The organism is Thalassococcus sp. S3 (assembly GCF_004216475.1).
In the GTDB taxonomy this organism is placed as follows: domain Bacteria; phylum Pseudomonadota; class Alphaproteobacteria; order Rhodobacterales; family Rhodobacteraceae.
Window position 1 is genome coordinate 1,524,433 of sequence record NZ_CP022303.1, and the last position, 25,398, is coordinate 1,549,830.

The 25,398-nt window shown below is 61.8% G+C and carries 23 protein-coding genes; 5 read left to right on the plus strand and 18 right to left on the minus strand.

Translation table 11 applies throughout. From position 1 onward, the window contains the following. Positions 1-38: 38 nt before the first annotated feature. Positions 39-1,922: an acyl-CoA synthetase gene (locus CFI11_RS07650; RefSeq protein WP_130404651.1), complete on the plus strand. Its 1,884-nt coding sequence runs from the start codon at positions 39-41 to the stop codon at positions 1,920-1,922. Further along, positions 1,910-2,851, plus strand: a complete 942-nt coding sequence (locus CFI11_RS07655) for an alpha/beta hydrolase (protein ID WP_371687471.1) — start codon at positions 1,910-1,912, stop codon at positions 2,849-2,851. Before CFI11_RS07650 ends, CFI11_RS07655 begins: the two co-directional genes overlap by 13 nt. 104 nt (positions 2,852-2,955) lie before the next feature. Here the strand turns inward: CFI11_RS07655 and CFI11_RS07660 are convergent, their stop codons facing one another. From CFI11_RS07660 to CFI11_RS07705, 10 genes are all read right to left on the minus strand, one after another. Further along, positions 2,956-4,593 (minus strand): ABC transporter ATP-binding protein, encoded by a 1,638-nt coding sequence (locus tag CFI11_RS07660; RefSeq protein WP_130404653.1) that lies wholly within the window; start codon positions 4,591-4,593, stop codon positions 2,956-2,958. After that, positions 4,590-5,405 carry an ABC transporter permease gene (locus tag CFI11_RS07665; RefSeq protein WP_130404655.1) on the minus strand — a complete coding sequence of 272 codons (816 nt, stop codon included), beginning with the start codon at positions 5,403-5,405 and terminating at the stop codon, positions 4,590-4,592. Before CFI11_RS07665 ends, CFI11_RS07660 begins: the two co-directional genes overlap by 4 nt. A gap of 208 nt (positions 5,406-5,613) precedes the next feature. Beyond that, complete coding sequence (locus CFI11_RS07670) at positions 5,614-6,570, minus strand: ABC transporter permease (protein ID WP_130404657.1); 957 nt, start codon at positions 6,568-6,570, stop codon at positions 5,614-5,616. 12 nt (positions 6,571-6,582) lie between these two features. Then, on the minus strand, positions 6,583-8,172 hold the full coding sequence (locus CFI11_RS07675) for an ABC transporter substrate-binding protein (RefSeq protein WP_130404659.1): 1,590 nt from the start codon (positions 8,170-8,172) through the stop codon (positions 6,583-6,585). Between the two features lie 212 nt (positions 8,173-8,384). Continuing rightward, entirely contained in the window at positions 8,385-9,545 is a 1,161-nt protein-coding gene (locus CFI11_RS07680; protein WP_130404661.1) for a glycerate kinase, read from the minus strand. A 44-nt stretch (positions 9,546-9,589) separates the two neighbouring features. After that, positions 9,590-11,050, minus strand: a complete 1,461-nt coding sequence (locus tag CFI11_RS07685; RefSeq protein ID WP_130404663.1) for an SLC13 family permease — start codon at positions 11,048-11,050, stop codon at positions 9,590-9,592. Positions 11,051-11,322: 272 nt separating this feature from the next. Further along, on the minus strand, positions 11,323-13,308 hold the full coding sequence (locus CFI11_RS07690) for a CocE/NonD family hydrolase (RefSeq protein WP_130404665.1): 1,986 nt from the start codon (positions 13,306-13,308) through the stop codon (positions 11,323-11,325). A gap of 33 nt (positions 13,309-13,341) precedes the next feature. After that, complete coding sequence (locus CFI11_RS07695; RefSeq protein WP_130404667.1) at positions 13,342-14,448, minus strand: glycerate kinase; 1,107 nt, start codon at positions 14,446-14,448, stop codon at positions 13,342-13,344. After that, positions 14,445-14,882, minus strand: coding sequence for a D-aminoacyl-tRNA deacylase (gene dtd / locus CFI11_RS07700; RefSeq protein ID WP_130404669.1), 438 nt, complete (start codon positions 14,880-14,882; stop codon positions 14,445-14,447). The genes CFI11_RS07695 and dtd overlap by 4 nt, the downstream gene beginning before the upstream one ends. A gap of 24 nt (positions 14,883-14,906) precedes the next feature. Further along, complete coding sequence (locus CFI11_RS07705) at positions 14,907-15,581, minus strand: nitroreductase family protein (RefSeq protein ID WP_130404671.1); 675 nt, start codon at positions 15,579-15,581, stop codon at positions 14,907-14,909. Between the two features lie 136 nt (positions 15,582-15,717). Between CFI11_RS07705 and CFI11_RS07710 the strand changes: the two genes are divergently transcribed. After that, positions 15,718-16,137: an Hsp20/alpha crystallin family protein gene (locus tag CFI11_RS07710; RefSeq protein WP_130404673.1), complete on the plus strand. Its 420-nt coding sequence runs from the start codon at positions 15,718-15,720 to the stop codon at positions 16,135-16,137. A 6-nt stretch (positions 16,138-16,143) separates the two neighbouring features. On the opposite strand, the gene CFI11_RS07715 is transcribed toward CFI11_RS07710, so the two are convergent. From CFI11_RS07715 to CFI11_RS07745, 7 genes are all read right to left on the minus strand, one after another. Further along, positions 16,144-17,253 carry a TFIIB-type zinc finger domain-containing protein gene (locus tag CFI11_RS07715; RefSeq protein ID WP_130404675.1) on the minus strand — a complete coding sequence of 370 codons (1,110 nt, stop codon included), beginning with the start codon at positions 17,251-17,253 and terminating at the stop codon, positions 16,144-16,146. Then, positions 17,240-17,665 carry a hypothetical protein gene (locus tag CFI11_RS07720; protein ID WP_130404677.1) on the minus strand — a complete coding sequence of 142 codons (426 nt, stop codon included), beginning with the start codon at positions 17,663-17,665 and terminating at the stop codon, positions 17,240-17,242. The genes CFI11_RS07715 and CFI11_RS07720 overlap by 14 nt, the downstream gene beginning before the upstream one ends. A 4-nt stretch (positions 17,666-17,669) precedes the next feature. After that, the gene (locus CFI11_RS07725) at positions 17,670-18,797 is read right to left on the minus strand and encodes an SPFH domain-containing protein (RefSeq protein WP_130404678.1); all 1,128 of its coding nucleotides are present in this window, start codon (positions 18,795-18,797) and stop codon (positions 17,670-17,672) included. A gap of 19 nt (positions 18,798-18,816) precedes the next feature. Beyond that, a complete protein-coding gene (locus CFI11_RS07730) occupies positions 18,817-19,800 on the minus strand; it encodes a DUF2927 domain-containing protein (protein WP_130404680.1) in 984 nt (327 codons plus the stop codon). A gap of 4 nt (positions 19,801-19,804) precedes the next feature. Further along, positions 19,805-20,995, minus strand: a complete 1,191-nt coding sequence (locus CFI11_RS07735) for a toxic anion resistance protein (protein ID WP_130404682.1) — start codon at positions 20,993-20,995, stop codon at positions 19,805-19,807. Positions 20,996-21,031: 36 nt separating this feature from the next. After that, complete coding sequence (locus CFI11_RS07740) at positions 21,032-21,925, minus strand: 5-bromo-4-chloroindolyl phosphate hydrolysis family protein (protein WP_130404684.1); 894 nt, start codon at positions 21,923-21,925, stop codon at positions 21,032-21,034. A gap of 204 nt (positions 21,926-22,129) precedes the next feature. After that, positions 22,130-22,906, minus strand: coding sequence for a pseudouridine synthase (locus CFI11_RS07745; RefSeq protein WP_130404686.1), 777 nt, complete (start codon positions 22,904-22,906; stop codon positions 22,130-22,132). Between the two features lie 61 nt (positions 22,907-22,967). Between CFI11_RS07745 and CFI11_RS07750 the strand changes: the two genes are divergently transcribed. Next, a complete protein-coding gene (locus CFI11_RS07750; RefSeq protein ID WP_130404688.1) occupies positions 22,968-23,417 on the plus strand; it encodes a nucleoside deaminase in 450 nt (149 codons plus the stop codon). Positions 23,418-23,429: 12 nt separating this feature from the next. Then, positions 23,430-23,738 carry a hypothetical protein gene (locus CFI11_RS07755; RefSeq protein ID WP_130404690.1) on the plus strand — a complete coding sequence of 103 codons (309 nt, stop codon included), beginning with the start codon at positions 23,430-23,432 and terminating at the stop codon, positions 23,736-23,738. Here CFI11_RS07755 and CFI11_RS07760 read toward each other — a convergent pair. Beyond that, a complete protein-coding gene (locus tag CFI11_RS07760) occupies positions 23,735-25,393 on the minus strand; it encodes an FAD-binding dehydrogenase (RefSeq protein WP_130404692.1) in 1,659 nt (552 codons plus the stop codon). The genes CFI11_RS07755 and CFI11_RS07760 overlap by 4 nt on opposite strands. Between the last annotated feature and the right edge of the window lie 5 nt (positions 25,394-25,398).

Below are 25,398 nucleotides of genomic sequence, written 5' to 3' on the forward strand. Positions count from 1 at the left end.
ATGTCAGCCCGAATGGGTGATCAGGGGAGGAGAAGCCGATGGCCTTTGAAGGTCTTACCGACAAGTATTCCATGGAACAGGAAATGCCATGGGAGCAGCGGGACGTGCCCGCCACGCTTTACCAGATGCTGTCCAACACAGCCGCCCGGTTTCCCGGTCATAACGCGATCAGCTATCAGATCTTCTCCGGTCCCGACGACAAGGCGGAAACGCTCAACTGGTCTCAACTGAAAGATCAGGTCACCCAGGCGGCCAACATGTTCCGGTCTCTCGGTATCGGTGAGAATGATGTCGTGGCCTATGTGCTGCCCAACTGCACCGAGACGGTGTTGACCCTGCTTGGCGGCGCCACCGCCGGTATTGTCAACCCGATCAACCCGCTTCTCGAGCCCGAACAGATCGGCGCCATCCTGCGGGAGACCAACGCCAAGATCGTCGTGACCCTGAAGGCCTTTCCGAAAACCGACGTGGCCGAAAAGACCGCGGAAGCCGTTCGGCATGCGCCCAATGTGCACACCGTGCTTGAGGTGGATCTGAACCGCTACCTGACCCCGCCCAAATCCTGGATCGTGCCGTTGATCCGGCCCAAGCTCGACACCAAGAAATCGCATGCCGACTACAAGAGCTTTTCCAAGGAGATTCGCAAACATCCCGTCACGCTCAGCTTCAAGGACAGCGAAGGCGACCGTGTAGCCTGCTATTTCCACACCGGTGGGACGACGGGCATGCCCAAAGTGGCGCAGCACCGCTATTCCGGCATGATCTACAACGGCTGGATCAGCGACACGCTGCTTTATACCGAAGAGGACAATGTCATCTGTCCTCTGCCGCTTTTCCACGTCTTTGCCTGCCACGTCATCCTGATGGGCGCCATCGCCTCGGGCGCGCATGTCGTCTTTCCCACGCCGCAGGGCTATCGGGGCGACGGTGTGTTCGACAATTTCTGGAAGCTGGTGGAGCGCTGGAAGATCACCTTCATCATCACCGTGCCCACTGCCATTTCGGCCAAGATGCAGCGCCCGGTGAATGCTGACGTGAGCAGCGTGAAAACCGCCTTCTCCGGCTCCGCCCCTCTGCCGGTCGAGCTGTTCCGCCGGTTTGAAGAGGCGACCGGTGTGACCATCGTGGAAGGCTATGGCCTGACCGAAGCGACCTGTCTTGTGTCCTGCAATCCCGTGGACGGGGAAAAGAAAATCGGCAGCATCGGCATCCCGTTCCCCTATACGGATGTGAAAATTTATAAGGCCACCAACGACGGACCCGTGCAGGCGGACGTTGATGAGATCGGTGAGATCTGCATCTCCAATCCGGGCGTGAACAACCCGCATACCTATACCGAGACCGACAAGAACAAAGAGCTCTACTATTACGGCGAATACCTTCGGACCGGGGATCTGGGTCGCGTCGATTCCGACGGATATCTGTGGATCACCGGGCGGGCCAAGGATCTGATTATTCGGGGCGGTCACAATATCGACCCCGCCGAGATCGAAGAAGCTTTGCTGGGCCATCCTGCCGTGGCCTTTGCCGGAGCGGTCGGTCAGCCCGATGCCCATTCGGGCGAGTTGCCCTGTGCCTTCGTCGAACTCGTGGATGGCGCCAGCACATCACCGGACGAGCTGATGGAATATTGCAAGACCCATATTCATGAGCGAGCGGCGTTGCCCAAACACATGGAGATACTGGATGAGCTGCCGAAGACGGCGGTCGGTAAGGTCTTCAAACCAGATCTGCGGAAAAGCGCGATCATCCGTGTGTACAACAAGGCACTTGAAGACAAGACCATTCAGGCCCGTGTCGTGTCGGTCGTCGACGACAAAAAGCGGGGTCTCGTGGCCCAATTGGAGCGCAACGGGGCGGATGAGGGCGAGGTCGCCAACGTGCTTGGCGCTTACACCCGTCCCTGGGAATGGGCCGCCTGACCGCGATGGATCAAGCCCGCGCTCCGCTCGATGCCGATCTTGAAGCCTATATCGAGCGGAGTGCCAGCTTCTACCCGGACGATGCCACGGACCTGAGCATTGCCGAACAGCGCCGCGTCTATGACCGTCTTTGTGAGGCGTTCCGTGTCTCTCGCCCCACCGGCGTGGCGGTAAGAGACCTGACAGCCGGTGGCGTGCCCTGCCGGCTCTACGAGGCCGGCGCGCCATTTGTGACGGTGATCTACTTTCATGGCGGTGGGTTTGTTCTGGGCGGGCTCGACAGCCACGACGACATCTGCGCCGAGATCGCGGCGATCACCGGCTACCGCGTCCTGTCTGTTGACTACCGGCTCGCGCCCGAACATGTGCACCCGGCCCCTTTTGAGGACGGTTTTGCCGTCCTACGCTGGGCGCTTGAGCGGTTCGACGGTCCGCTTGTCCTGGCCGGAGACAGCGCAGGCGGCAACATTGCCGCAGCACTTGCACATGCCAACCGCGACAAACGACAGCGGATCGTCGGGCAGCTTCTGATCTACCCCGGTCTGGGAGGGGATGCAGACCAAGGCTCCTACCTTGAAAACGCCGATGCGCCGGGTCTCACGCGGGCCGACATCGCTTACTACATGAAAATCCGGTGTGCCGGTGCGGTTCCCAAGGACGATCCGACCTTTGCACCACTCTCAGATCCAGATTTCTCTCGTCTGCCTCCCACCGTGATCTTTACCGCCGATTGTGACCCAATTCGTGACGATGGGCAGCACTACGCTGCCCGGATCACAGCGGCCGGCGGACGCGCGCATTGGATCAATGAACCGGGGCTGATCCACGGGTATCTGCGTGCGCGTCACAGCGTGACGCGGGCGGGGGCCAGTTTCGAAAGGATCCTCGACGCGCTGCAATGTCTGGGTGAAGAGGCTTGGCCCTTCTGATCCTCATGCGCTGCCGGTGAACCCGGGTGCCGTTTTCCGGGTCGGAAAACGGTCGGAAAATGAAACATTTTCCGAAACGGAATTTGTGACAAATTCCGCCCCGCTCAGTTCCCCGCGCTTTCCATGCGGCGGGTGGCGATGACCTGTTCCAGCCAGCCAAGCTTCATCTCGGGCACCGAACTCAGCAAAAGGTCAGTGTAGTCGTCGAAAGGCGGTGACAGCACTTCGGTCTTGCCGCCGTACCTCTGGACCTTGCCGCGATACATTACCGCAATGCTGTCCGCGATGGCGCGCACCGTCGCCAGATCGTGCGTGATGAAGAGATAGGCCACATCCTCTTGCTTTTGCAGGTCCAGAAGGAGCTTGAGAATGCCGTCCGCCACCAAAGGATCCAGCGCGGATGTCACCTCATCGCAGATGATCATCCTCGGCTTGGCCGCCAAGGCCCTCGCGATACAGACCCTCTGTTTCTGCCCCCCCGAAAGCTCCGCCGGATAGCGATCGATGAAACTCTCCCCCATCTCGATCTCATCCAGCAATTCAACGATCCGCTTTCGCTTCTCCGCACCTTTCAGCCCGAAATAAAACTCCAGCGGTCGCCCGATGATCGTACCCACCGTCTGACGTGGGTTCATCGCCACATCCGCCATCTGATAGATCATCTGCAACTCGCGCAGGTCTTCTCGAGAACGCCCGCTCAGGGCGGCCGAGAGGCCACGACCGGCAAAGCTGATCTCACCCGACCTGGGTGGCAAAAGGCCTGTTATGACCCGCGCCAGGGTCGACTTGCCTGACCCGCTCTCCCCCACAACTGCGAGTGTCTGGCCCGGATAGAGCTCGACGCTCACATCGTGCAGCACATCAAAGGTGGTGCCCGCATAGCGGGCCGTGATGTTTTCCACCTTCAACACTGCATCTTGCGCCGGTGCCTTCTCTTCATGCTCGATGGAGCGGACCGAGACCAGGGCCCTCGTATAGTCTTCTCTCGGTGCGTTGATGATTTGATCGGTGGGCCCGTATTCCACCGTCTCTCCGTGTCTCAGCACCATGATGTCATCGCTGACTTGTGCCACCACTGCCAGGTCGTGGGTGATGTAGAGCGCCGCCACGCCTGTATCGCGGATCGCCTCCTTGATCGCCTTCAGGACGTCGATCTGCGTGGTCACGTCCAGCGCTGTCGTCGGTTCGTCGAAGACGACCAAATCCGGTTCCGGACAGAGGGCCAGCGCCGTCATGCAGCGCTGCAATTGACCGCCCGAGACCTGATGCGGATAGCGCTCTCCTATCTTGTCCGGCTCCGGCAGGTCCAGTTTTCGAAAGAGTTCAATCGCCCTCGCTTCCGCCTCCGATTTCGAGAACTTTCCCTGACCGATCGCGGCTTCGGTGACCTGTTCCATGATCCGTTTGGCGGGGTTGAAAGAGGCTGCCGCCGATTGCGACACATAGGTGACTTCCGCCCCTCTCAACCGGCGCACGTCGCGCAGACCCGAAGCCATCACATCGCGTCCATTGACCCAGACCTCGCCCCCGGTGATCTTCACCCCGCCGCGTCCGTAGGCCATCGTCGCAAGCCCGATCGTGGATTTGCCCGCACCGGATTCCCCGATCAGGCCCAGCACCTTGCCGGCCTCCAGCTCAAAATCCACGCCATGCACGATCTCAATGTCGTGTGGCTGTTCCCCAGGCGGGTACACCGTCGCTCCGATCCGTAGATCCTTGACCTTCAACAGCGGTGTACTCATCCCCGGCCTCCTTTGAGCGAGGTGGTCCGGTTCAACACCCAATCCGCCACCAGATTGACCGAAATCGCCAATGTCGCAATCGCCACCGCCGGATAAAGGGCCGCTCCGATGCCGTAGACGATGCCTTCCTTGTTTTCCTTCACGATGCCGCCCCAATCTGCCTGCGGCGGTTGCACACCCAGCCCCAGGAACGACAATGTCGAAACGAAAAGCACCATGAAAATAAAGCGCAACCCCATCTCTGCGACCAGGGGCGAGAGCGCATTGGGCAGAATTTCCCGGAAGATCACCCAAAGGATCTTTTCGCCGCGCAGCCGGGCGGCTTCGACATAGTCCATCACGTTGATGTCCACCGCAACGGCGCGGGCAAGGCGGTAAACACGGGTGGAATCAAGCAGGCCCATCACGATGATCAGCACCGTCACCGTGACCGGCATCACCGACAGAACGACAAGCGCGAAGATCAGTGATGGAATGGACATGATCAGATCGACAAAGCGGGACAGGACCTGATCCACCCAACCGCCTGAAACGGCGGCCAGAAAACCCAGAACCGACCCCGTCACGAAGCTGAGGATGGTGGCCATCGTCGCAATCCAGATGGTGGTCCGTCCTCCATAGATCATCCGGCTCAGCAGATCGCGACCGATATTGTCTGTGCCCAGTAGGAATTCGGCGGAGGACGGTTCCCATACGTCGCCCACGACTTCGGCCATTCCGTAGGGCGCGATGAGAGGCGCGAAGATGGCGATAAAGAAATAGAGCGCGGTGAAGAACAGGCCGATCATGGCCGAGATGGGGATGTTTTTCATGTCATTGCCTCCGTCCGGAGGGGGCCTTTTTGCGACCGGACACGCCGTTCGGCCAACCTGATGCTGATGTTGTCAGATGATGGCCTGATTTGCCGGTGCAATCGGTGCATGAGGGCTTCTTTGCATGCCGCTGCGACTGTGCGCCGGGAAGCGAGACTTTGTGAGCCGCACCCGCTCAGTCCGCGTGAGATGACATCGCAACATAACGTCATTTGGGATGCCTCAGACGAGGATTGGCCAGGATCGACACGATATCAGCGATCATGTTCAGCACGATATACACAGCGGCAAAGATCAGCCCGCAGGCCTGCACCACCGGCACATCGCGTTTGGAGACGTGATCGACCAGATATTGACCCATCCCTGGGTAGACAAAGACCACCTCGACCACCACGACACCCACGACGAGATAGGCCAGGTTCAGCATCACCACATTCACGATGGGCGCGATGGCGTTGGGAAAGGCGTGGCGATAGATCACCTGAAACCGGCTGAGGCCCTTCAGCTCCGCGGTTTCGATATAGGCCGATTGCATCACGTTCAGGATCGCCGCCCGTGTCATGCGCATCATATGCGCCAGCACCACCAGCGTCAGAACCGCGACCGGCAGCGCGATGGCATTCAGCTTTTGCCACAGGCTCATCCCGTCGTTGATCATCGCCACGGACGGGGCCCAGCCGAGCTGCACCGCGACAAAGAAGATCAGCACATAGCCGATCAGGAATTCCGGAATCGAGATCGAGGCCAGCGTGACGCCCGAGATCAGCTTGTCCGGCCAGCGGTCGCGGTAGCGCACCGCGATCAGGCCCAGAAGGATGGCGAGCGGGACTGAGATCACCGCCGCCCAAAAGGCCAGAAACAGCGTATTCCCAAGCCGCTGGCCGAGACTTTCGGCGATGTCGCGATTGTTGGTAAGGGCTGTGCCCAGATCGCCCTGCAGAACCCCGCCCAGCCAGTTGAAATAGCGGGTGATGGGGGGATCGTTCAGTCCCAGCTCTTCACGCAGATTGGCAAGCGCTTGCGGGGTGGCCCCTTGGCCAAGGATCTGCTGAGCCACATCGCCGGGCAGGATCGTCGTGCCTGCAAAGATCAGCGCCGATGCGGCCAGCAACAGAAGGGCGCTCAGCGCAAGGCGCTGAGCGACGAGTGTCAAAACGGGATGCATCCTTGGGCCCGCTTATGCCTTCCAGGTCTTTTTGAACGAGTACCAGTTCATCTGCGGCCCATTCGGGTCGCCCTCAAAGCCCTGGACCGAGCTTGAGACCGCGTCGATGAAGTCGTTGAACATCGGCAGGATCAGGCCGCCTTCGTCCCGCAGCATCTGACCCATCTTGGAATAGGTCTCTTTGCGCTTGGCTTCGTCCAGTTCGGCGCGGGCCGACATCAGCATCTCGTCGAATTCAGACCGCTTCCAGCGGGTGTCGTTCCAATCCGCGCTCGAAAGATAGGCGGTTGAATACATCTGGTCCTGCACCGGGCGTCCGCCCCAGTAAGAGGCGCAGAACGGTTGTACGTTCCAGACTTCGGACCAGTAGCCGTCGTTTGGCTCTCGCTTGATTTCCAGCGGGATGCCAGCGGCCTGCGCCGATTGCTGGAAGAGCGCTGCTGCATCCACCGCGCCGGGGAAGGCACCATCTGCCGTGCGCAGAATGATGGGAGAGCCGTCGTGGCCTGATTTCTTGTAGTGCTCCGCGGCCTTTTCAAGGCTGAATTCGCGCTGTGGAATGCTGTCGTCGAACAACGGATAGGCTGCGTTGATCGGCATGTCGTTCCCGATCCCGCCATAGCCGCGCAGGATCTTGTCGACCATTTCCTCGCGGTTGATCGCGTATTTCAGTGCAAGCCGCAGATCGTTGTTGTCGAACGGCGCTGTATCGACATGCATGATGAAGACGTAGTGGCCGCGCCCCGACACGTTTCGGACCTCGACATTCGGTGCCCGGTCCAGAAGCTGGGCCACTTTCGGCTCAACGCGGTTGATCGTATCGACCTGTCCCGATTGCAGCGCAGCCGTGCGCGCGGTCGCATCGTTCAGCACGATGACCTCGGTCTCGTCATAGTGCGCCACCGCGTCGCCGCCCCAGTAATTCGGGTTGCGCTTGAACATCATGCGCACGCCCGGCTCGTCGGCCTCCAGCGTGTACGCGCCGGTTCCGATGGCCGCCGCGGGGTTGTCGAACCCGCCGTCGGGCTGGATCATCAGGTGGTAATCGGCCATCAGATAGGGCAGGTCCGCGTTGCCCACACCCAGCGTGACTTCCAGCACGTCACCGTCGGCACGCATGGATTCGATGCCTTGTACGATGCCCAATGCGCCCGATTTGGACTCTTCGTTGCTGTGCCGTTCCATCGTGCGCAGCGCGTCTTCGGCGGTCACGCTTTTGCCATTGGAAAACTCGATGCCCTGCCGGATCTTGAAGCGCCAGGTTTTGGCGTCGGATGAGCCTTCCCAGCTTTCCGCGACCATGCCTTCCAGCGTGCCGTCCGGGCCCACTTCGACCAGCGTCTCGGCCCATTGCTGACCGCCGGCGATTGGCACATCGGACGCCCACGTGGCCGGATCCTGGCTGTTGGTGCTCTCGCCCCCTTGAACGCCCATTCGGAAGGTGCCGCCCTTGACGGGACCTGCTGCCTGCGCGGCGTCGGCAAACATCGTACCCGCGACGGCTGCGCTGACACCCAGCGCGGCGGCTTTGCCCATGAATTCGCGGCGGGACATCTTGCCCGCGCTGACGCGTCCGGACAAATAGTCGAGTTGATCTTGCATAGGTTTCTCCCGTTGATCTGCGTCTTGCAGCGCTTTTTTGTTGATTGACGAGTCAAGGTTTGCGCATTTCAAGGCCCCTCGCAAGGGGAGATTCCAAGAGAAAGATGAAGCTTCTGTGTCCGCCGCGACATCCGCGCGATGTTGACGTAGCGGAAGCTTCCGATCCGCAAATTGACGGGCGCGGCCACGAGAAAGCCGCGCCTCGACGTGTGTCAGGCGGCTTTGAGCACCCGGCCAACGCCAATCAGGCGCATCATGCGCTCGGCCGCACGCGTGACAAGGTCTTCGGCATCCTCCATCGCTTCACCAAGCGAGCAGGGGCCTTCGACGATACTTGCATAAGACGCGATTCCGTGACCCAGGTTCACCTCGGCGCCCGAGCCGATGGTTCCGGCCAGCGCAATCACGGGCAGACCGTAATTCTGGGCCCGGCGCGCCACTTCGGCGGGTATCTTGCCACGCGGGGTCTGATAGTCGATCCCGCCTTCTCCGGTGATGACCAGATCGGCCTCGCGCAGAAGGCTGTCCATTTTCAGGTAACGGTCGACAATCTTGAAGCGTGGATGAAGATGAGCCCCGGCCATGGCATGCAAACCTGCGCCCAATCCACCGGAGGCACCACCCCCCGCCATCGTTCTGACATCCTTGCCGAGCTGTTTTGCGATGACGCCGGCAAAGACATCCAGCGCGGCCTCCAGTTCCTCCACCGTTTCGGGGGAGGCGCCCTTTTGCGGACCAAAGACCCGTGCGACGCCTTTGGGGCCGCACAAGACATTGTGCCAGTTGCAGGCCACGTCGATGCGTACGTGATCCAACCGGGGATCACGACCGGACATGTCGATCCGGTGGAGATCGCGCAGATGCCGCCCGCCCGGGCCAAGTTCGCGACCTTTGCGGTCCAGCAAGCGCATTCCCAGCGCCTGGGCCATGCCCGCTCCGCCGTCATTCGTGCCGCTGTCGCCGCATCCGATCAGGATCCTTTCCGCGCCGGCATCCATCGCCGCCCGGATCAGCTCTCCCACTCCGAAGGTGGTGGTCACCGTCGGATCGCGGATTTCGGTGGGCACTAGGCGTAGACCGGCCGCCGCGGCCATTTCCAGCACGGCGGTGCGCGGTCCGCTTTCGCCCAGAAACCCAAAATGCGATTGAACCGGCTGGCCGACAGGACCGGTCACCTCAACCTCGTGGAGGCTGCCTCCCGTTGCGGCGACGAGACCCTTGGTAAAGCCTTCGCCACCGTCGACCATCGGCAGGCAGCGGATCTGCGCCTCGGGGGCGGCGCGGGCCACACCGCGTGCGATCGAGGCGGCGACATCCTCTGCTGCGAGGCTTTCCTTGAAACCGGAAGGGGCAATAAGAACGTTCAATGTCATCTCGATTTTTCCTTTTTTAACTGCTTTTTGGGGGTGGGTGGGCGTCAATTCGCCCCGGTGATCCGCGCAGGCCCGAAGAGATCGAGACCAAGGGCGGGCCATACGAAAAAGGCAAAGAGGGTCAGCAGGACGAGATGCAGGGGGATCAGCCAAAGGCCGAGCCGCAGCAGGTCCGCTTGGCTGAAGGTTGCACCGTCGAGTTGCGAGAAGAGGACCAGAGGTTTCGCACTGACGGGAAGGGTCAGGCAGTATCCGGCGGCGATGGTCGAAAGGAACGCCAACGCGGCAGGGTTCAGGCCGGCAGGTGTCGCGGCAAGCAGGATGATCGGAACCAGAACCGTGGCCCGCGCCGTACGCGATGTGATCACCAGATGCGCCATCAGAGAGACGGCGATAACCATCGCGATCAGGGCGATTGCATGGCCCGACATGGTCGCGAAGGGCACCGCGACGATCCAGGCCGCAGCGCCGCTTTCCACCAAGGTGGCGCCCATATGAAGGGTCGCGGCCATGAAAAGCAGCAGCGCCCAGTTGACCTCTCCAAGCGCCTTTTTCAGGGGCAGCACGCCGATTTTCGGCGCGGTCACCAAGGCTGCACCGCACAGCGCGATCAGCGCGGTGGGCAGACCATGCAAAGGTTCGCTGATCCAGAGTGTGACCAGGGCGATGACCGTGAAAAGCACCACGCGTTCGGCACCGCAAAGCGAGCGCTTTTCGTCAAGGATCGGGGTCACCTCGAACGGGGTCTGCCGGATGTCACTGTCGGTGAAGAGATAGAGGATGACCAAAGCCGACAGTGCACAGCTTGCCAGGGCAAAAGGGGCGCCCAGGATCAGCCATTGCAGATAGGAGATCCGCGCACCGCCCATGCCGGCCACAAGTTCGACCATCACCAGGTGCGCACCGGCACCGATCAGGGAGGCCGCCGCTGACAGCAGGATCGTCACGGGGATAAGCAACGATAGGGCTTTGGCGGCCTTGGCCGACACGCCCTCTTTCAGGGCTTGAAAGATCGGCAGGAAAAGGGCAGCGCGTCCGCTGGTCGAGGGAATGACCAGCGCGCTGACAAGGCCGGCCAGCACGATCCGGGGAAACATCCGGGCGAGTGTCATATTGCCCTTGAGCAACGCACGTGTCATGCGCCCAGCCAGGCCGGATCCGGTGAACGCGGCGGCAATGATAAAGGCCGACATCAGCAGCCAGATCATCGGATCGCTCAGCGTTGCAAACAGAGCGTCAGCAGGCATCTGACCAGCCAGAACCGGAGCGAGCGCCGCGATCAGGGCGACATATGTGCTGTCAAGCGTGGTCAGGCTCCACGCCAGAACGGCCGCACCGAACACGATGATCGACAACTTGCCCTGCACCGACAGCGCGTCCGATGGGACCAGCATAAGCGCAAAGGCACCGACCAGTGCCACCGCGAGAACAGCAAGCTTCAGATGCAGTTTCGAGGGGGCAATTGCCTTGTCTTGACGTGTCGCTTGGACCTGATCCAGTGCCATCGGTGTACCGCTTTCATGACGTTTTCTTTGCGGTTTTGTGACACGACGCGCCTATGAGCGTCCTTTCGGGGAGATGAAGGGTGCGTGGGTTGAAGATGAACAGAATGTGAAGGGCCGTGGGAAAAGTAGCCGGCTTTTCCATTTAGAATACTGATTCTATTGATAATATTTCAGATAAATATGTATTTTGCACACCGATTTTCCGTCGGCGGCTGTCATATTCGCATATGTCTCGCCGATCGAAGAGGTGTCACGAAGGTGACGTAAATTCGTTACATTCGTGCAATGCTGTCCCTGACGTCCCGCTCGTAGATCAGCACGTCGTTTTCGTAGGCTTCGATCCGGGCAACAAGGTGAAAGTGCGTGATGTCCGACGACATCTCGGCATAGGTCTCGGTCCGCAGGCGGATGCCGCCGCGCTCCAACTCATCTGTCCAATGTGTCTGTCCGTGCGCCGACAGGGGATCGTCCGGATGAATGGTCCAGCGTTCCCGTGCGACCGAACCGCTGATCAGCCCGTGTTCGCAATCCTCCACCTTTCCGAAATCGTCATCAATGCACAGACGGATTTTGCCGGATGAGAGATCGTGTTCGACGACGCGGCTATTGCTGGGAGGGCGGAGTTCGCTGGTTCGCCAAGGGGCCTCGCCATCGGGGGGCGGGAAGGCACAGGCGTCCTCGCTTGCATTGTCGACATAGGGCAGCGCGATTTCCGCCCGCGAGAGGGTCAGCGTGGTAGGCGTCGGAGAGGGCCAAACAAGCGGCCAATAGGTCGATGAGATGGCGACGCGCAGACGGTGACCGGCAGGCACGCGATATCCGATATGGTCAAGCTTGAGCGTGACATCATAGGTCTCCCCCGGAACCAGCGGCCTGGGATCGGCCGCGCCCTCCCGATGGGACAGGTTCAGAACCCCGTATGTGATGCGGGTCGATGCGCCGTCCGGATGAATGTGGCAAAGCCTTACGGCAATCTGTGCATGTGGCTGGTCAGCGCTCAGCGCCAGCCGGACCTCCGGCGCGCCGAGAAGCGATAGATCGTCTTCAAGCAGGGCGCCATCAAAGCAGAGAGACAGCGCATCGTCGGCGCGTTGATCGCCGGGCATTTCCGGACCCAGCCAGATCGCGCAATATTCACCGCCGGCCAAGCCGCAATGCTGCGGAGAGTTGATCTGCGCAGAAAGCGGGCCGGGCGTCTCTCTTAGGTCTTTGTCCACCAAGAACAGGCGCTTTTGTCGGGGCGATCTGATCTGGGCAGGATCGGACGTGACCCAATGGCCCGCACGTTCGGTGTACCAGGTGGCGGGCCTGACCCCGTCCATTACATAGGCTCTGTAATCGGGCAGGGTCTCGGCCCCGTTGGGGACATCCTTCAGCCATTTGTCCCACCAGACCAACGCTTCGTCCAGAAATCCGATCCGGGGCTCAGGAACGGCGAAGTGGGGATATTTGTGCACCCAGGGTCCGACGATCCCTTTGACCGGTGCGCTCAGCTCCGTCACCAGGGCAGGCACCGCGTTCTTGTAGGCGTCGCCCCAGCCGCCGACGGCAAGGGTTGCCGCGTCAATGGCCCCGAAATCGTCGCAGACCGATCCGTGCTGCCAATACGTGTCACGCTGTTGGTGTCGGAGCCAGACAGAGGGGAGGAAGGGTTCATGTTCAAGCCGTTCCAGCCACATGTCACGCCAGTCATCCCGGAGCGCTGGGTCCGGCGCCCGGCTCGAATAGGACCACATCGTGCTGCCCCAGCCGAAGTTTTCGTTCAGCAGGCAACCTCCCTTGTAGTGGATGTCATCGGCGAACCGATCCACGGTCGAGCAGAGTGTGATGATCGCCTTCAGAGCGTCCGGGCGCCGCGCGGCCACCTGAAGCGCGTTGAAACCGCCCCAGCTGATGCCCATCATGCCGACCTTGCCGCTGCACCAGGGTTGTGCGGCCAGCCATGCGATGACTTCTACTGCATCCGAAAGCTCCTGTTCGGTGTATTCATCGCTCATCAGACCCTGGCTGTCGCCATTGCCGCGGATGTCGACGCGGATAGAGGCATAGCCGCGCTTGGCGAACCAGGGATGGGTCAGCGCATCCCGTGCGCAGGTGCCATCCCTTTTGCGGTAGGGCAGGTATTCAAGGATCGCCGGTACGGGATCTTCGGCTGCGTCCACCGGACGCCAGACCCGTGCCGAAAGGCGGCATCCATCGCTGAGCACGATACCAAGATCCGGCTCTTCTTCGATCTCGCGCAGCTTCATCTTTGACATATGTCAGACTGTTCGGCGCACGGGAGCGGTCTGTCAAGCGCGCAGAACGATCGCCAGATCCATCACGTTTGTCCCCGTCGGTCCGGTGACGAACAGCGCGTCTCGCGTCGCCAGATAGCTCCCGCTGTCCGCGCGGGCGAGCGCCTCTTCGGCGCCGTCTGTCCAGATCGCACCGTCAACCAGGCCGCCGGCGGCTTCCGTCGGCCCATCGGTTCCGTCGGTGCCGGCGACGAGAACCATCAGATCGTCCCGCCCCTCGATCTCTCGGGCAAGCGCCAACGCCAGCGCCTGATTGCGTCCGCCCCGGCCGGGCGAGGGGGGCAGGGTGACGGTTGGCTCCCCCCCGAAGATCGCAACGCCCACCGGCATCTCTCGGATCATGGGGCCCAGAGACTGCGCAAGCGCCTCCACGCTGTCATAAAGCGTTTCTTCGTTGTGCTGCACCGTCAGCCCCATGTCCTCTGCGGCCCGGGCCGCGCTGTCCCGTGCGATGGCATTGCAGGCAACGATCTTGCACTGGTACGAAAAGCCGGGATCGTCGGGCGCTGCCCCGATGCCGGAGCCGATGACCTCGACCTCGTCCCGGGGGACATCCGACAGAGCCAGCACCGTCACGTGTTTTCCCTTGAAATGGGACAAAAGCCCGCCGCCCTTGATGCGCGAGATCTTGCGCCGCTCTGCATTCATGGCGCCGATATCCAGACCGCCCGACAAAAGCCGGTCGTTCAAGGCCGCCAGATCGGGCAGGTCCAGACCCGGGCGCAGGCATTCCGCCAGCGACGACGCACCACCCGAAACCAGAAGCAAAAGCTGTGACCCCTCGGGCATCTCCTCGACCGCCGCGCAAAGCGCCGCACCACCTTCCAGACTGCGGGCATTGGGGACCGGATGAGCGGCCTCGATCACCTCCACGCCGTCGGGCAGGCCCGCGCCGTGGCCGTCCTTTGTGACCACAAGGCACGGCACCTGTGGAAAACGCGACAGGGCCGCCCGGGCCATGGCCGCCGCGGCCTTTCCGACCGCGAGGATCTGATCAGGGCTTTCGGTTTCGTCCTTCAGTGCGGTCGCCACGGCCTGATCGCCCAGAACGGCCTCGACACCGGTTCGCCAAAGGTGGGTCAGTTTTTCTTGTGGTGTCATTGATCCATCCAAATCGTCACGGGGCCGTCATTGATCAATTCAACGGCCATGTCTGCCCCAAACTGGCCGGTCTGAACCGCCAGGCCGTCCGCTTTGAGACAGGCCGCGAAGTGTTGATAAAGGGCATCCCCGTCTTCGGGACTGGCGGCCTGGGAAAAACCGGGCCTGTTGCCGCGCGACGTATCGGCGGCAAGGGTAAACTGGCTCACCACCAGCGCCGCGCCACCGACATCGAGAAGGGAGCGGTTCATACGGCCCTCGTCATCCTTGAAAATCCGAAGTTTTGCGATCTTGCGGGCAAGCTGCTCGGCGCGGTCCCTAGTGTCGCCCTGCATGGCGCAGACAAGGATCAGCAGGCCGGCCCCGATATCCGCGATCTTCTCATCGTCGACAGAGACGGATGCCCGCTTCACGCGTTGGATCAATGCGCGCATGCTATTCGGTCCCGCACAAGCAGATCATCCACGCCAGTCGATCACATCGCCAAGCGCTGCGCGCTCGGTGCGAAATCCGTTCGAGGGATGGTCCAGATCCGGATAGCCGAATGAGATCGCGCACAGCACCAACCGGTCGTCCGGCAGATCGAAATGGGTTCTGACAAAGGGCGAATAGGCGGCGATCGCGGCCTGGGCGATCGTGGCCACACCCAAAGAGGCAGCCGCCGTCGTGAAGGCCGTCACAAACCCGCCGCAATCCATCGCGCCATATGCGCCCAGTTCCGCCGGGCTTGTCAGAATGGCCACATGCGGCGCGTCAAAGAGATCGTAGTTGCGCATCATCTGGCGCGCCGATCCGGCACGGTCGCCTTTCTGAACGCCGACGGCTTCATAAAGCTGCCAGCCGCATGTGCGCCGCCGCTCCTGATAGGCGCCGGAATAGGTTGTCGGGAAATCCAGGTCGGGCTTTGGTGCGCCGCTTGCCACTTCTGCCTTCAGCGCGGACCGGAAGCGTTCGGTTTCCGCGCCCCTGGTCACCGTGATCTGCCAAGGCTGCGCATTGCACCAGGACGGCGCTTTCTGGGCAAGCCTGACGATTTGGGACACGGCCTTTTCCGCCACGGCATCAGGCTTGAAGGCCCGGCACGACCAGCGCGCGTCATAAATGGCGTCAAGGGCAACGTAGCGGTCCGTCATGATGTCTCCTTCCGCGCGGACCATGGCCGGGATGCGCCCGATCTGCAAGAACCTCGCGATTTGAGGCGGATCAAAGACCCCCCGGCTCTCCATTAGCAGAATGAGATTCACACACATTGTCAGAGGAGGAAGGACGATGGTGGAAAAATCAGATCAAACATCTTTGTGGCCGTCTCTCTATGATCCGTTCCGATCCTTCGGGGCGCGACTGGCCGATTGGCTCAACCCCGCCACCGAGGCCTCGGGCGGCAAGGATGCCTATGCGATCAACATGGAACTTCCGGGCGTGACCGAAGACGACATCGACCTGACGGTCGAGGATGGCGTGGTGACGATCCGAGGAGAGAAAAAGACCAAGCGGGAAGAACAGGGGGACACCTGGTATTTCAGCGAACGGCAATATGGTGCGTTTCGCCGTTCTTTTCGCCTGCCGCAGGACGCGGACCCGGCGGGGATCTCGGCTGCGATGAAGGATGGCGTGCTTAAGATCACGGTGCCCAAGATGCCGGACGAGGCCAAAAGCTCGGCGCGCCGCATCGACATCGCGCGGGACTGACCCGATCTACTGGGTTTGCGCGACGACAAAGCCCACGCCGGCCGCCACGATAAGGCCGACCACAACGGCGATGGCGATCTTGATGGCCGACCAGGGCCGTTCGCCCTGCACCCGACCGGTCCGTCCGTTCACCACGAAGCGATAGGTCTCGCCGCGATATTTATACGCGGCGAGCCAAACCGGCAGAAGCACGTGTTTGAACGTGATGTCCCTGACATCGGTATCCAGCGCGTGGATCCGCTGCCGGTCCCCGCCGATGTCAAAGCGGACGTCGCGTTCGATCACGCGGGCCATATGCGCGCGTGCCTCGTCATATCCATCGGGAAGGGCGACCGCGTAGCCTTCGGCCCGGAACCCTGCAAGGTATTCCGGACGGTAGGGCTCAAGCGCCGGCAGATCCCATGGCTCCAGGGCGTCGGTGTATTTCTTCGGCAGGCTTTTTGACGCCAGCACCAGTACGTCATCGAAAAAGCGCGCGACCCTGCCCGAGACCGAGCGCCAGCGCACCTTGGCCACCTGTGTCTGCACCCGCTTGCCATCGCGCATCACGGTACGTGTCTGGTAATAAACCGTTCCCCGTTCGCCCCGGTATTGCGAGGTCGTGTCGGTGTCGAAGGTCCAGTAGGGCACGTAGATACCCTGCATCCTGCGTCCTTTGCGGGCATAGTCCTGAAGGCCGTTGGGTGCGAACCAGAGGCTGCCCAGCCAATCGGTCATGGCCCGTTGTGCAGTGCGCTCATCGACCGAAAAGGGCAAGACGCCGCGCGGCTTGATATGCCGGTGCGTCCCGGTGTCGGTGACGACGGGCGTGGCGCAGAACGGGCATTCCGCGGCATGAATATCCGGGTCGAACTCCACCTGCGCGGCACAATTGGGGCAAGACAGCACGCGCGTCTCTTCCATCTCCGCTTGCGGCAAGTCCTGCGCCAAGGCTGTCTGAAAATCCAATTCCTTTAGCGTGGCGCCACCCCAGGGGCCGGAATTGATGTCGTCGGTATGACCGCAATGATCGCATTTCAGCACACCAGAGGCGGGATTGAACCGGTAGTCCGCGCCGCATTGGGCACAGGGAAACCGATGTTCCTCGACCGGGGCGGGGGCGTCAGAGAATGCCATGGACCGCCTTTGGCGTCATGCGCCGAAGCGCGCCATCTCCAAGCGCGGTATGACGCCAGAGGTGAAAGATGCCATGCAGCGACGCAACCGAGATCACAAAGAACATCAGCCTCGGTAACTCGGGCCCGGGAAGGGGACGGTCCAATTCGAAAAAGGCCGCCGCGACCGAGGCATAGGCTAGACCGGCGTAAAGCGCACGGTGCATCCAGGGATGAGCGGTTCGAAGCGCGCCCTGCAGCTTTGGTCCAGGCCCACCCATCAACCCTTTGACAAGCGCGATGGCCACCATGGCAAGCCCGCAGATCGCGAAGGCCCAGTTCAGCGCAGCCAGCGGGGTCGACGTGGCCATGATCAGGATGGCCAGCAGAAAGACCGACCAGTGAAGCAAGATCGTGGCACGGCGGCGGGTCATCGGCCTAGATCCCCGGTGGGGGAGGGGGCGGCAGGATCGTGAAAAGCTGCGCGAGCTCCTGCACATCTTCGGCCTTCATCCAGCCGTCTTGTCCGGCCGTCCAGACATAGGTCTCCCGTGTCAGCTCTCCTTCGGCGGCCATGCGCCCCAGCGTGGCCTTGGAGAACGGACCGGTCGTCTGCCCGTTCCGGGCGATGTGCCAGACATGTTCGACCGGCGGCGGTGGCGGCAATTGGCGCGCGGCCGGGGCGGTCGTGATCTGCTCAGGCGCCTGGCTGCCCCAAGGCCCACCCTGTGCAGCTGTCTGACCGATCTGCATGCCAAGCCCCGCGCCCAGGCCGGCCTGGATGGCCGCCGCGCCGGTCCCTTCGCGCCCCAGCGCTTCGGCCGCCTGAAATTGCATATATTCGTTGAGGTTCCCGATCACGCCCATTGAGGAGCGTTTGTCCATCACCTCCTCCACCGCGGGGGGCAGAGAGATATTCTCGACATAAAGTTCAGGGATCATCAGCCCGTATTCTGCCAGCTTCGGGCCGATCTCGGTGGCGACAAGCTGGCCAAGCTCGCGGGTATTGGCGGCCATGTCCAGAACCGGAATACCGGCCCTTGCCAGGGTGCGCGAAAACTCCTGCACGATGATGTTGCGGATCTGGAAACTGATCTCGTCCATGGTGAATTCGCCGTCTGTCCCGACGATTTCCACCAGAAACTTCGCCGGGTCCGACACCCGCACCGAATAGGTTCCAAAGGCGCGCAGCCGGACGGGACCGAATTCCGGGTCCCGGCAGATCACCGGGTTCTTCGTGCCCCATTTCAAATCGTTGAACCGGGTCGTGTTGACAAAGTAAATCTCGGACTTGAAGGGGCTTTTGAACCCGTGATCCCAATGCTGCAACGTCGTCATGATCGGCATGTTGTTGGTCTCCAGCATGTAGAGACCGGGTGTGAACACATCCGCCAGCTGCCCCTCATGCACGAACACCGCCGCCTGGCCTTCGCGGACCGTCAGCTTTGCCCCATACTTGATTTCGTGGCCTTCGCGTTCAAAGCGCCAGACCATGGTGTCACGGGTGTCGTCGACCCAATGGATGACGTCGATGAACTCGCCGGTCAGAAAATCGAAAATGCCCATGATCGGTCCTTTCGGGAGGTTAGAGTGACTGGCCCATCAATTCGCGCGCCACGATCCGCGCGATGGGACGGGCCTGTTCCGCCGACATGCCTTGTTTGAGCCTTGGGTCGTATAACATGCGCAGCAGCAACTCGTCATGGTTGGTCAACAATGCGAATTCATCGTCGTCATTGAAGATAGAGGGGCGTGCCTGCGGACTGTCATTGGCCAGTCCCAGACCTTGCGCCACCTCTTCGTGGATGCAGCTGAGCCGGACAAGATCGGGGTGTTCCGCGCGCACCAATGCGACGGCCTTGGTGTAGTCCTGCGGATTGTCCCCTTCAGAGAACGCCACCACCAGACAATGGATGGAGCGCGGCAGGTTGGTGAAGATATTCAGCGTCTGCTGACTGGCATTCGGAACCAGCCGGCGCAGCAGCATGCGCAGTTCGTCCCTGTCATCCTCGCTCATGAACAGGACATGGAAGTTCGCGCCATTTCCGCCAACCGAAATCGGATGCTGCGTGGCCCGGGCCAGCCGTCCCGCATAGCTGTTGAGGCTGCCGCGATCTTTCTGTTCCTGATCGTCCATAATGCTTGCGCCGAATTCCATGCCGATCCGCACCGGGCCGCTCCAGCGCCGCAAAAGACCTGCGCCTCCGCCCCGCTGTGAGATGCCTGTGCCTCTGGCATATTCGTCGAAAAAGGCGATGGCCTCGAAATTCCGGACCAGATCTTCGGCGTCAAAGGGGGTGTCCGGCCCGCCCCCGTCGGTGCGCAACAGGCCCCGGGTCTGCAAGTCGCTTTGTACCTGTGCATAGTAACGCCGCAGCGTTTCGCTCTGAACAGAGCGCTGGGGCACCACCACCGCGGCAGGCACCAGCGAGGCCGGACGGCTTGGCGGGATGGGAACAGGATCGACCGGGTTCAGCAAATCGCAAGCAGACAGCAGTGCCACGGCTGCCACACAACTCGCCCAGCGGGCCGCTTTGCCCGCCGATCTTGAAAAGCGTATTTCTGACATGGGATCAGTTCGGAACCGCTGTGCCCGCGGTGTCGCCGATCCCGTCACGCCGTGCCTTGGCCGACGCAAGCGTATCGCGCAGCTCGGCCTCCATCTTCTGCAGATCCTCCTCGGCAGCCGCGCGGCGGGTCTTGCCCTCATCCGCGATCTGAAGGGATTCCTGAATGGTTCCGATAAGGTCCGCATTGGCTTGCTTCACCGCTTCAATGTCGAAAACGCCTCGCTCCATCTCTTCCCGAATGACCTTGTTGCTCTCGCGCAGATTGGCGGCGTTGGCGGTCAGCAATTCGTTGGTGAGATCGTTTGCCTCCCGCACCGCGCTTGCGGCCTCGCGGCTGCGTTGGATCGTGACGGCCTGCGCAAGCTGCGTTTCCCAAAGCGGAACGGTGTTGACGAGGGTCGAATTGATCTTCGTCACAAGGCTTTTGTCATTCTCCTGAACCAGACGGATCGAAGGGAGCGACTGCATCGTGACCTGGCGGGTCAGTTTCAGATCGTGCACGCGGCGCTCCAGGTCATCGCGTGCGGCCCGCAGATCGCGCAATTCCTGTGCTTTGATCACCTGATCGTCTTCCGGCGCGGCCTGCACCTCGGCGTCCTTGGCCGGGATCAGGGTGGTGTCCAGCTCGTTCAGCTTTTCCTCGCCCGCCGCGATGTAAAGCGCCAGCTCATCGTAGAAATTCAGTGTCTTTTCATAGAGGATGTCGAGCGATTTGATGTCTTTGAGCAATGTGTGCTCATGGGCCAGAAGGTCATCGGTGATCTTGTCGATCTGCCCCTGGATCGTTTCGAACTTCGCGGTGAATTTGGCAAAGGGCGCGGCCTTTCCAAGAAGCTTCTCCCAAAAGCTGCGCTCGCGCCGGACGTCCAGCTCCGACACTGAAAACCCGCGGATCGTTGTCACGATGTCCCGCAGTCTATCGCCCGCCGGGCCGACATCCTTGTTCCGGACATCGGCCAGCATGGCCTGGCTGATCTGCTGCAATTCGGCCTGCGCGCCCGATCCGAACGAAACGATCGAATTGGTGTTGGACATGTCGATCTCGTCCATGCGGCGGCGGATCTCGGCACTGACCGGAGCGTCTGCCTGTTCAAGCGGAACGATCTCGGTGCTGGGTTCGGGCAGGACGACGGCATTCACTTCGTCGACCATGGCGAGGGTTTCCTCGGCTTTCTTGCGAACAGTTTCAGACATCAGAGGGCATCCTCGCTTTCAATGTTGGCTGCGCGGTCACAGGCGAACGCCTTCCCGCTGTAATCTTTCTCTCAAAACGTCGATTTCAACCGTCAGATCGCTGCGGTCTTCCAGAAGCATCTTGCGCGTCCGCGCCGCGAAATTCTCGTCCAGATCATCCAAGAGCGCCGCATAGTCTTGGCGCGCCTGGTCATCCCGGCTGCGGCTGTAGATATCGGCAAACTTGATCGTCGCGTCGCGGGCACCCAGAAGATAGACACCAAGATATTTGCGCGCGGCCGTCAGGTCGCGGGGGTCTTCCTCTACCGTGCGGAAAAGCTCGCGCGCCGTGCTCTGGAACGCTTCGACCCGTGCTTCCATTTTGCGGTCGCCTGCACGCTGGATCGCGTCGGTCATGGCTTTGAGATGCGCTTCTGCCTCGTCGACCACGCGGGCGACACGGTCCTGCTGAAAGGTATCGACGCCTTCCAGCCCCTTGTCGCGCAGCGGGTCGATCCCGAAGGCTGTCAGATGCAATCCAAGCGCCGCGCCACCGTATAAGATCGGGGCAACCAGTCCGGGGTCGTTTCGATAGGTGGCCACGGCGACGCCCAGCCCGGCAAGCAGCCCCGCAAAGATCTTGCGTGGCATGGCCGGGCGACGCGCCACCTTGCGCGCCGCAAAGGCCGCTTCGGCTCTGAGGCCCTCGCGCAGAAGCCACGCCCCCAGCCCCAAAAGCGCCGCCGCGCCAAGGCCAAGGACCAGCTCAATCGCGCCGTCCCCGAGAGAGGTGAAGACCAGGATGATGGGCGGAACAAAAAGGACATTCGCGCTCGCCCCGGCGGGATCGACGTCCGCGCCTTCATAGCTGCCGCGCTTTTTCTTCTTTGTTTTCTTCGGTGTATTGTCGAAACCGTCGGGGCTGTATTTGCCACCATAGCGTTTGGCCATCGGCTCAAAGCCCCCCAAGCCAGCCTGTGGCTGCGCCAAAAAGGACCACCATCAGGGCCGCATATGCGACGCTTTGCAATCCGGATCCTTTCATGTGCTTCCCCCGGGACGCTCCATTACCGGGAAAAATATGCGATTAGCCGCCCGCTTGCTAGGGCAAAGCCATGAAAACCGCCGAGAGGCCTGCAAGTTTCTGCCGGATTTTCAGCTTTTTCGCCGCCTTGGGGCGCGTTTGGGCTTGGGCGTGACTGTGTCGAGGCCAAGCTGATCCCGCACAACACGCCGACGGAGCTCTTCGACAGCGCCCGATTTCAGTTGGCCGAGCTGGAACGGTCCGTACGAGATCCGGATCAGGCGGTTCACGCTCAGCCCGATCTCCTCCATGGCGCGGCGGATCTCGCGGTTCTTGCCCTCGCGCAGGGCGACGGTCAGCCAGGCATTGGCCCCCTGTTGACGGTCGAGTGTCACCGTCATGGGTTGGAACCGCTCCTCTCCGATGGCCAGACCGCGTCGCAACGGTTCGAAATCCGTCTCTGACGGCTTGCCGTTGACCCGAACACGGTAGCGGCGCAGCCAGCCGGTGGAGGGAAGCTCCAGCTTGCGCTTCACGCCGCCGTCATTGGTCAGCAGCAACAAACCTTCGGAATTCAGGTCAAGCCGCCCAACGCTCATGACCCTCGGCATATCCTCGGGCAAGGCGTCGAAGATGGTGGGGCGGCCCTTCTCGTCGCGTTCCGTGGTCACCAGACCTGCCGGCTTGTGATAGAGCCAGAGACGCTCTGGTTCGGCTTCCTTGATCGGCTTGCCGTCGACGGCAATCTTGTCCGTGTCGGTGACATTCAGCGCGGGGCTGTCGATTTTGCGGCCATTCACGCTGACACGACCCGCTTCGATCATGCGCTCCGCCTCGCGGCGGGAGGCGACACCGGCGCGGGACAGAACCTTGGCGATACGGTCGCCGGGAGGGGGTGTTGCGGTCATGAGGCGGACTTAGAGCATTTGGCGGCCTTGCGAAAGCGCCTATGCCGGGGCAGATTGCGGCATGGTCTTCAAATCGCATATGGATCAAGCGCTTAGAGAGGCGCGCGCGGCGGGGGCGCGCGGCGAGGTGCCCGTGGGCGCAGTGATCGCAGGGCCGGATGGCCAGGTCCTGGCCGCGGCGGGCAACCGCACGCGAGAGATGAGCGATCCCACGGCTCACGCGGAAATCCTGGCCCTGCGTGCCGCCTGTGCCGCGCTGGGGTCCGAGCGGTTGCCGGACCACGATCTCTACGTGACGCTGGAGCCCTGCGCGATGTGTGCTGCTGCGATTGCAGCGGCCCGGATCAGACGGCTTTATTACGGCGCCAGCGATCCGAAATCGGGGGGCGTGGCGCATGGGGCGCGGGTGTTCAGCCATCCGCAGGCCCATCATGTGCCAGAGATCTACGACGGGATCGGCGCCGCGGATGCAGAGGCGATGCTCAAGGCGTTCTTTCGCGACATACGCTAGGCTCAACCCTCCGTGAAGGCGCTGGCCATTGCGGGGTTTGCCGCTACCTCAGCCAAAGAAATGCAGGAGGATGCGATGATCTACCGACTTCTGACCCTGGGTGCAGCGCTGATGCTGGCCCACGTTGCTGTTGCCGAGACGCAGCCGACGCAGGCTGTTACCGATGACGCCAAGCTGACGGCGCAACAAAAGGCCAATCGCAGCGCGTGCCTGCGTCTTGGCGTAACGCCGAATGCGCCTGAGATGGCGGCGTGCATGAATGCCGACAGCCGCAGCGAACGCATCAGGATCGCCGACCGTTCCGTTGACGGCACGAACTAGGCGATTGCGTCCGACCGGCCCGCATTGCGGCCCGAGAAGATGCAGCCCCCCAGGAACGTGCCCTCGAGCGCGTTATAGCCGTGATACCCGCCGCCGCCGAAGCCCGCGACCTCTCCGGCGGCGAATAGACCCGGCACGACCGCACCATCCGCTCCGATCATCTGGCTGTCCAAGTTGGTTTGCAGCCCGCCGAGTGTTTTGCGGGTGAGGATATTCAGCTTCACCGCGATCAGCGGTCCGTTGGCGGGATCCAGGAATTTGTGCGGCTTCGCCGTGCGGATCAGCCGGTCACCCCGATAATTGCGCGCCGCATGCACCGCCATAAGCTGAGCGTCTTTGGTAAAGGGATTATCGACCTGCGCATCCCGCGCCTCGATCTGGCTGCGCAGCTTTTCCTCCGAGATCAGCCCGCCGCCTGCGACCTGGTTCATACCGCGCACGAGATCGCCCAGATTGCGCGCCACGACAAAGTCTTCGCCCCGTTCTTTGAACGCCTCCACCGGTTTTGGCGCACCGCCCCCCGACAGCAGGCGTGCCTTGATGACCTCCATCCAGCTTTTCGAGGTCAGGTCGGGGTTCTGTTCAGACCCTGAAAGTGCGAATTCCTTCTCGATCACCTTCTGGGTCAGCACGAACCAGCTGTATTCGTAACCCGTTTTCAGGATCTCCCGCAGCGTCGTCATCGAATCGAAACCCGGCATGCAGGGCGGGGCAAAGCGGTTGCCTTCCGCATCGAACCACATCGAGGATGGGCCGGGCAGGATGCGAATGCCGTGGCTGGGCCAGATCGGATCCCAGTTCTTCACACCTTCGGTGTAGTGCCACATCCGGTCGCCGTTGATGACATGGCCGCCTGCCGTCTCCGAAATGCCGATCATGCGTCCATCCACATGGGCGGGCACGCCGGCCACCATCTCTTTCGGTGCGCGCCCAAGGCGGTCCACGGGCCAGACCTTGCGCACCATCTCGAAATTCCCGCCGATCCCGCCGGAGGTGACGATGACCGACGGCGCATGCACCTCGAAATCGCCCACCACCTCGCGGTTGGTCTTCTGCCCACGCTCTGCGGTGTCTTCGGCCAGCAGGGATCCCGCAACGCCCTTGGCAGCACCGTTTTCCATGATGATCCGGTCCACCTGATGGCGAAAGCGCAGGTCGATGAGCCCTGCCTTGACATGTTCGCGTACCCGCCGCTCGAACTGCTCCATCGAGCCCGGCCCGGTCCCCCAGGTGATGTGAAAGCGCGGCACCGAATTGCCGTGCCCGTCGGCGTAGGAGCCGCCACGTTCGGCCCAGCCTACGATGGGGAACCAGCGCATGCCCATGCCGTGCAGCCAGGGCCGCATCTCTCCGGCAGCGAAGTCGAGGAAGGCTTCGGCCCATTTGCGGGGCCAGGCGTCTTCGTCGCGGTCAAACTGCGCGCTGCCCATCCAGTCATTGAGCGCCAGCGCGCGACTGTCGCGGATGCCCATGCGGCGCTGCTCGGGCGTGTCGATCATGAAGAGACCGCCAAGGCTCCAGAAGGCCTGACCGCCAAGGAAACTCTCGGGCTCCTGATCCAGCAGGATCACCTTTTTGCCCCGGTCGCCTAGCTCGGCGGCTGCGACCAATCCGGCCAGCCCGCCGCCCACGATGATTGCGTCTGCTTGATCCATATGCG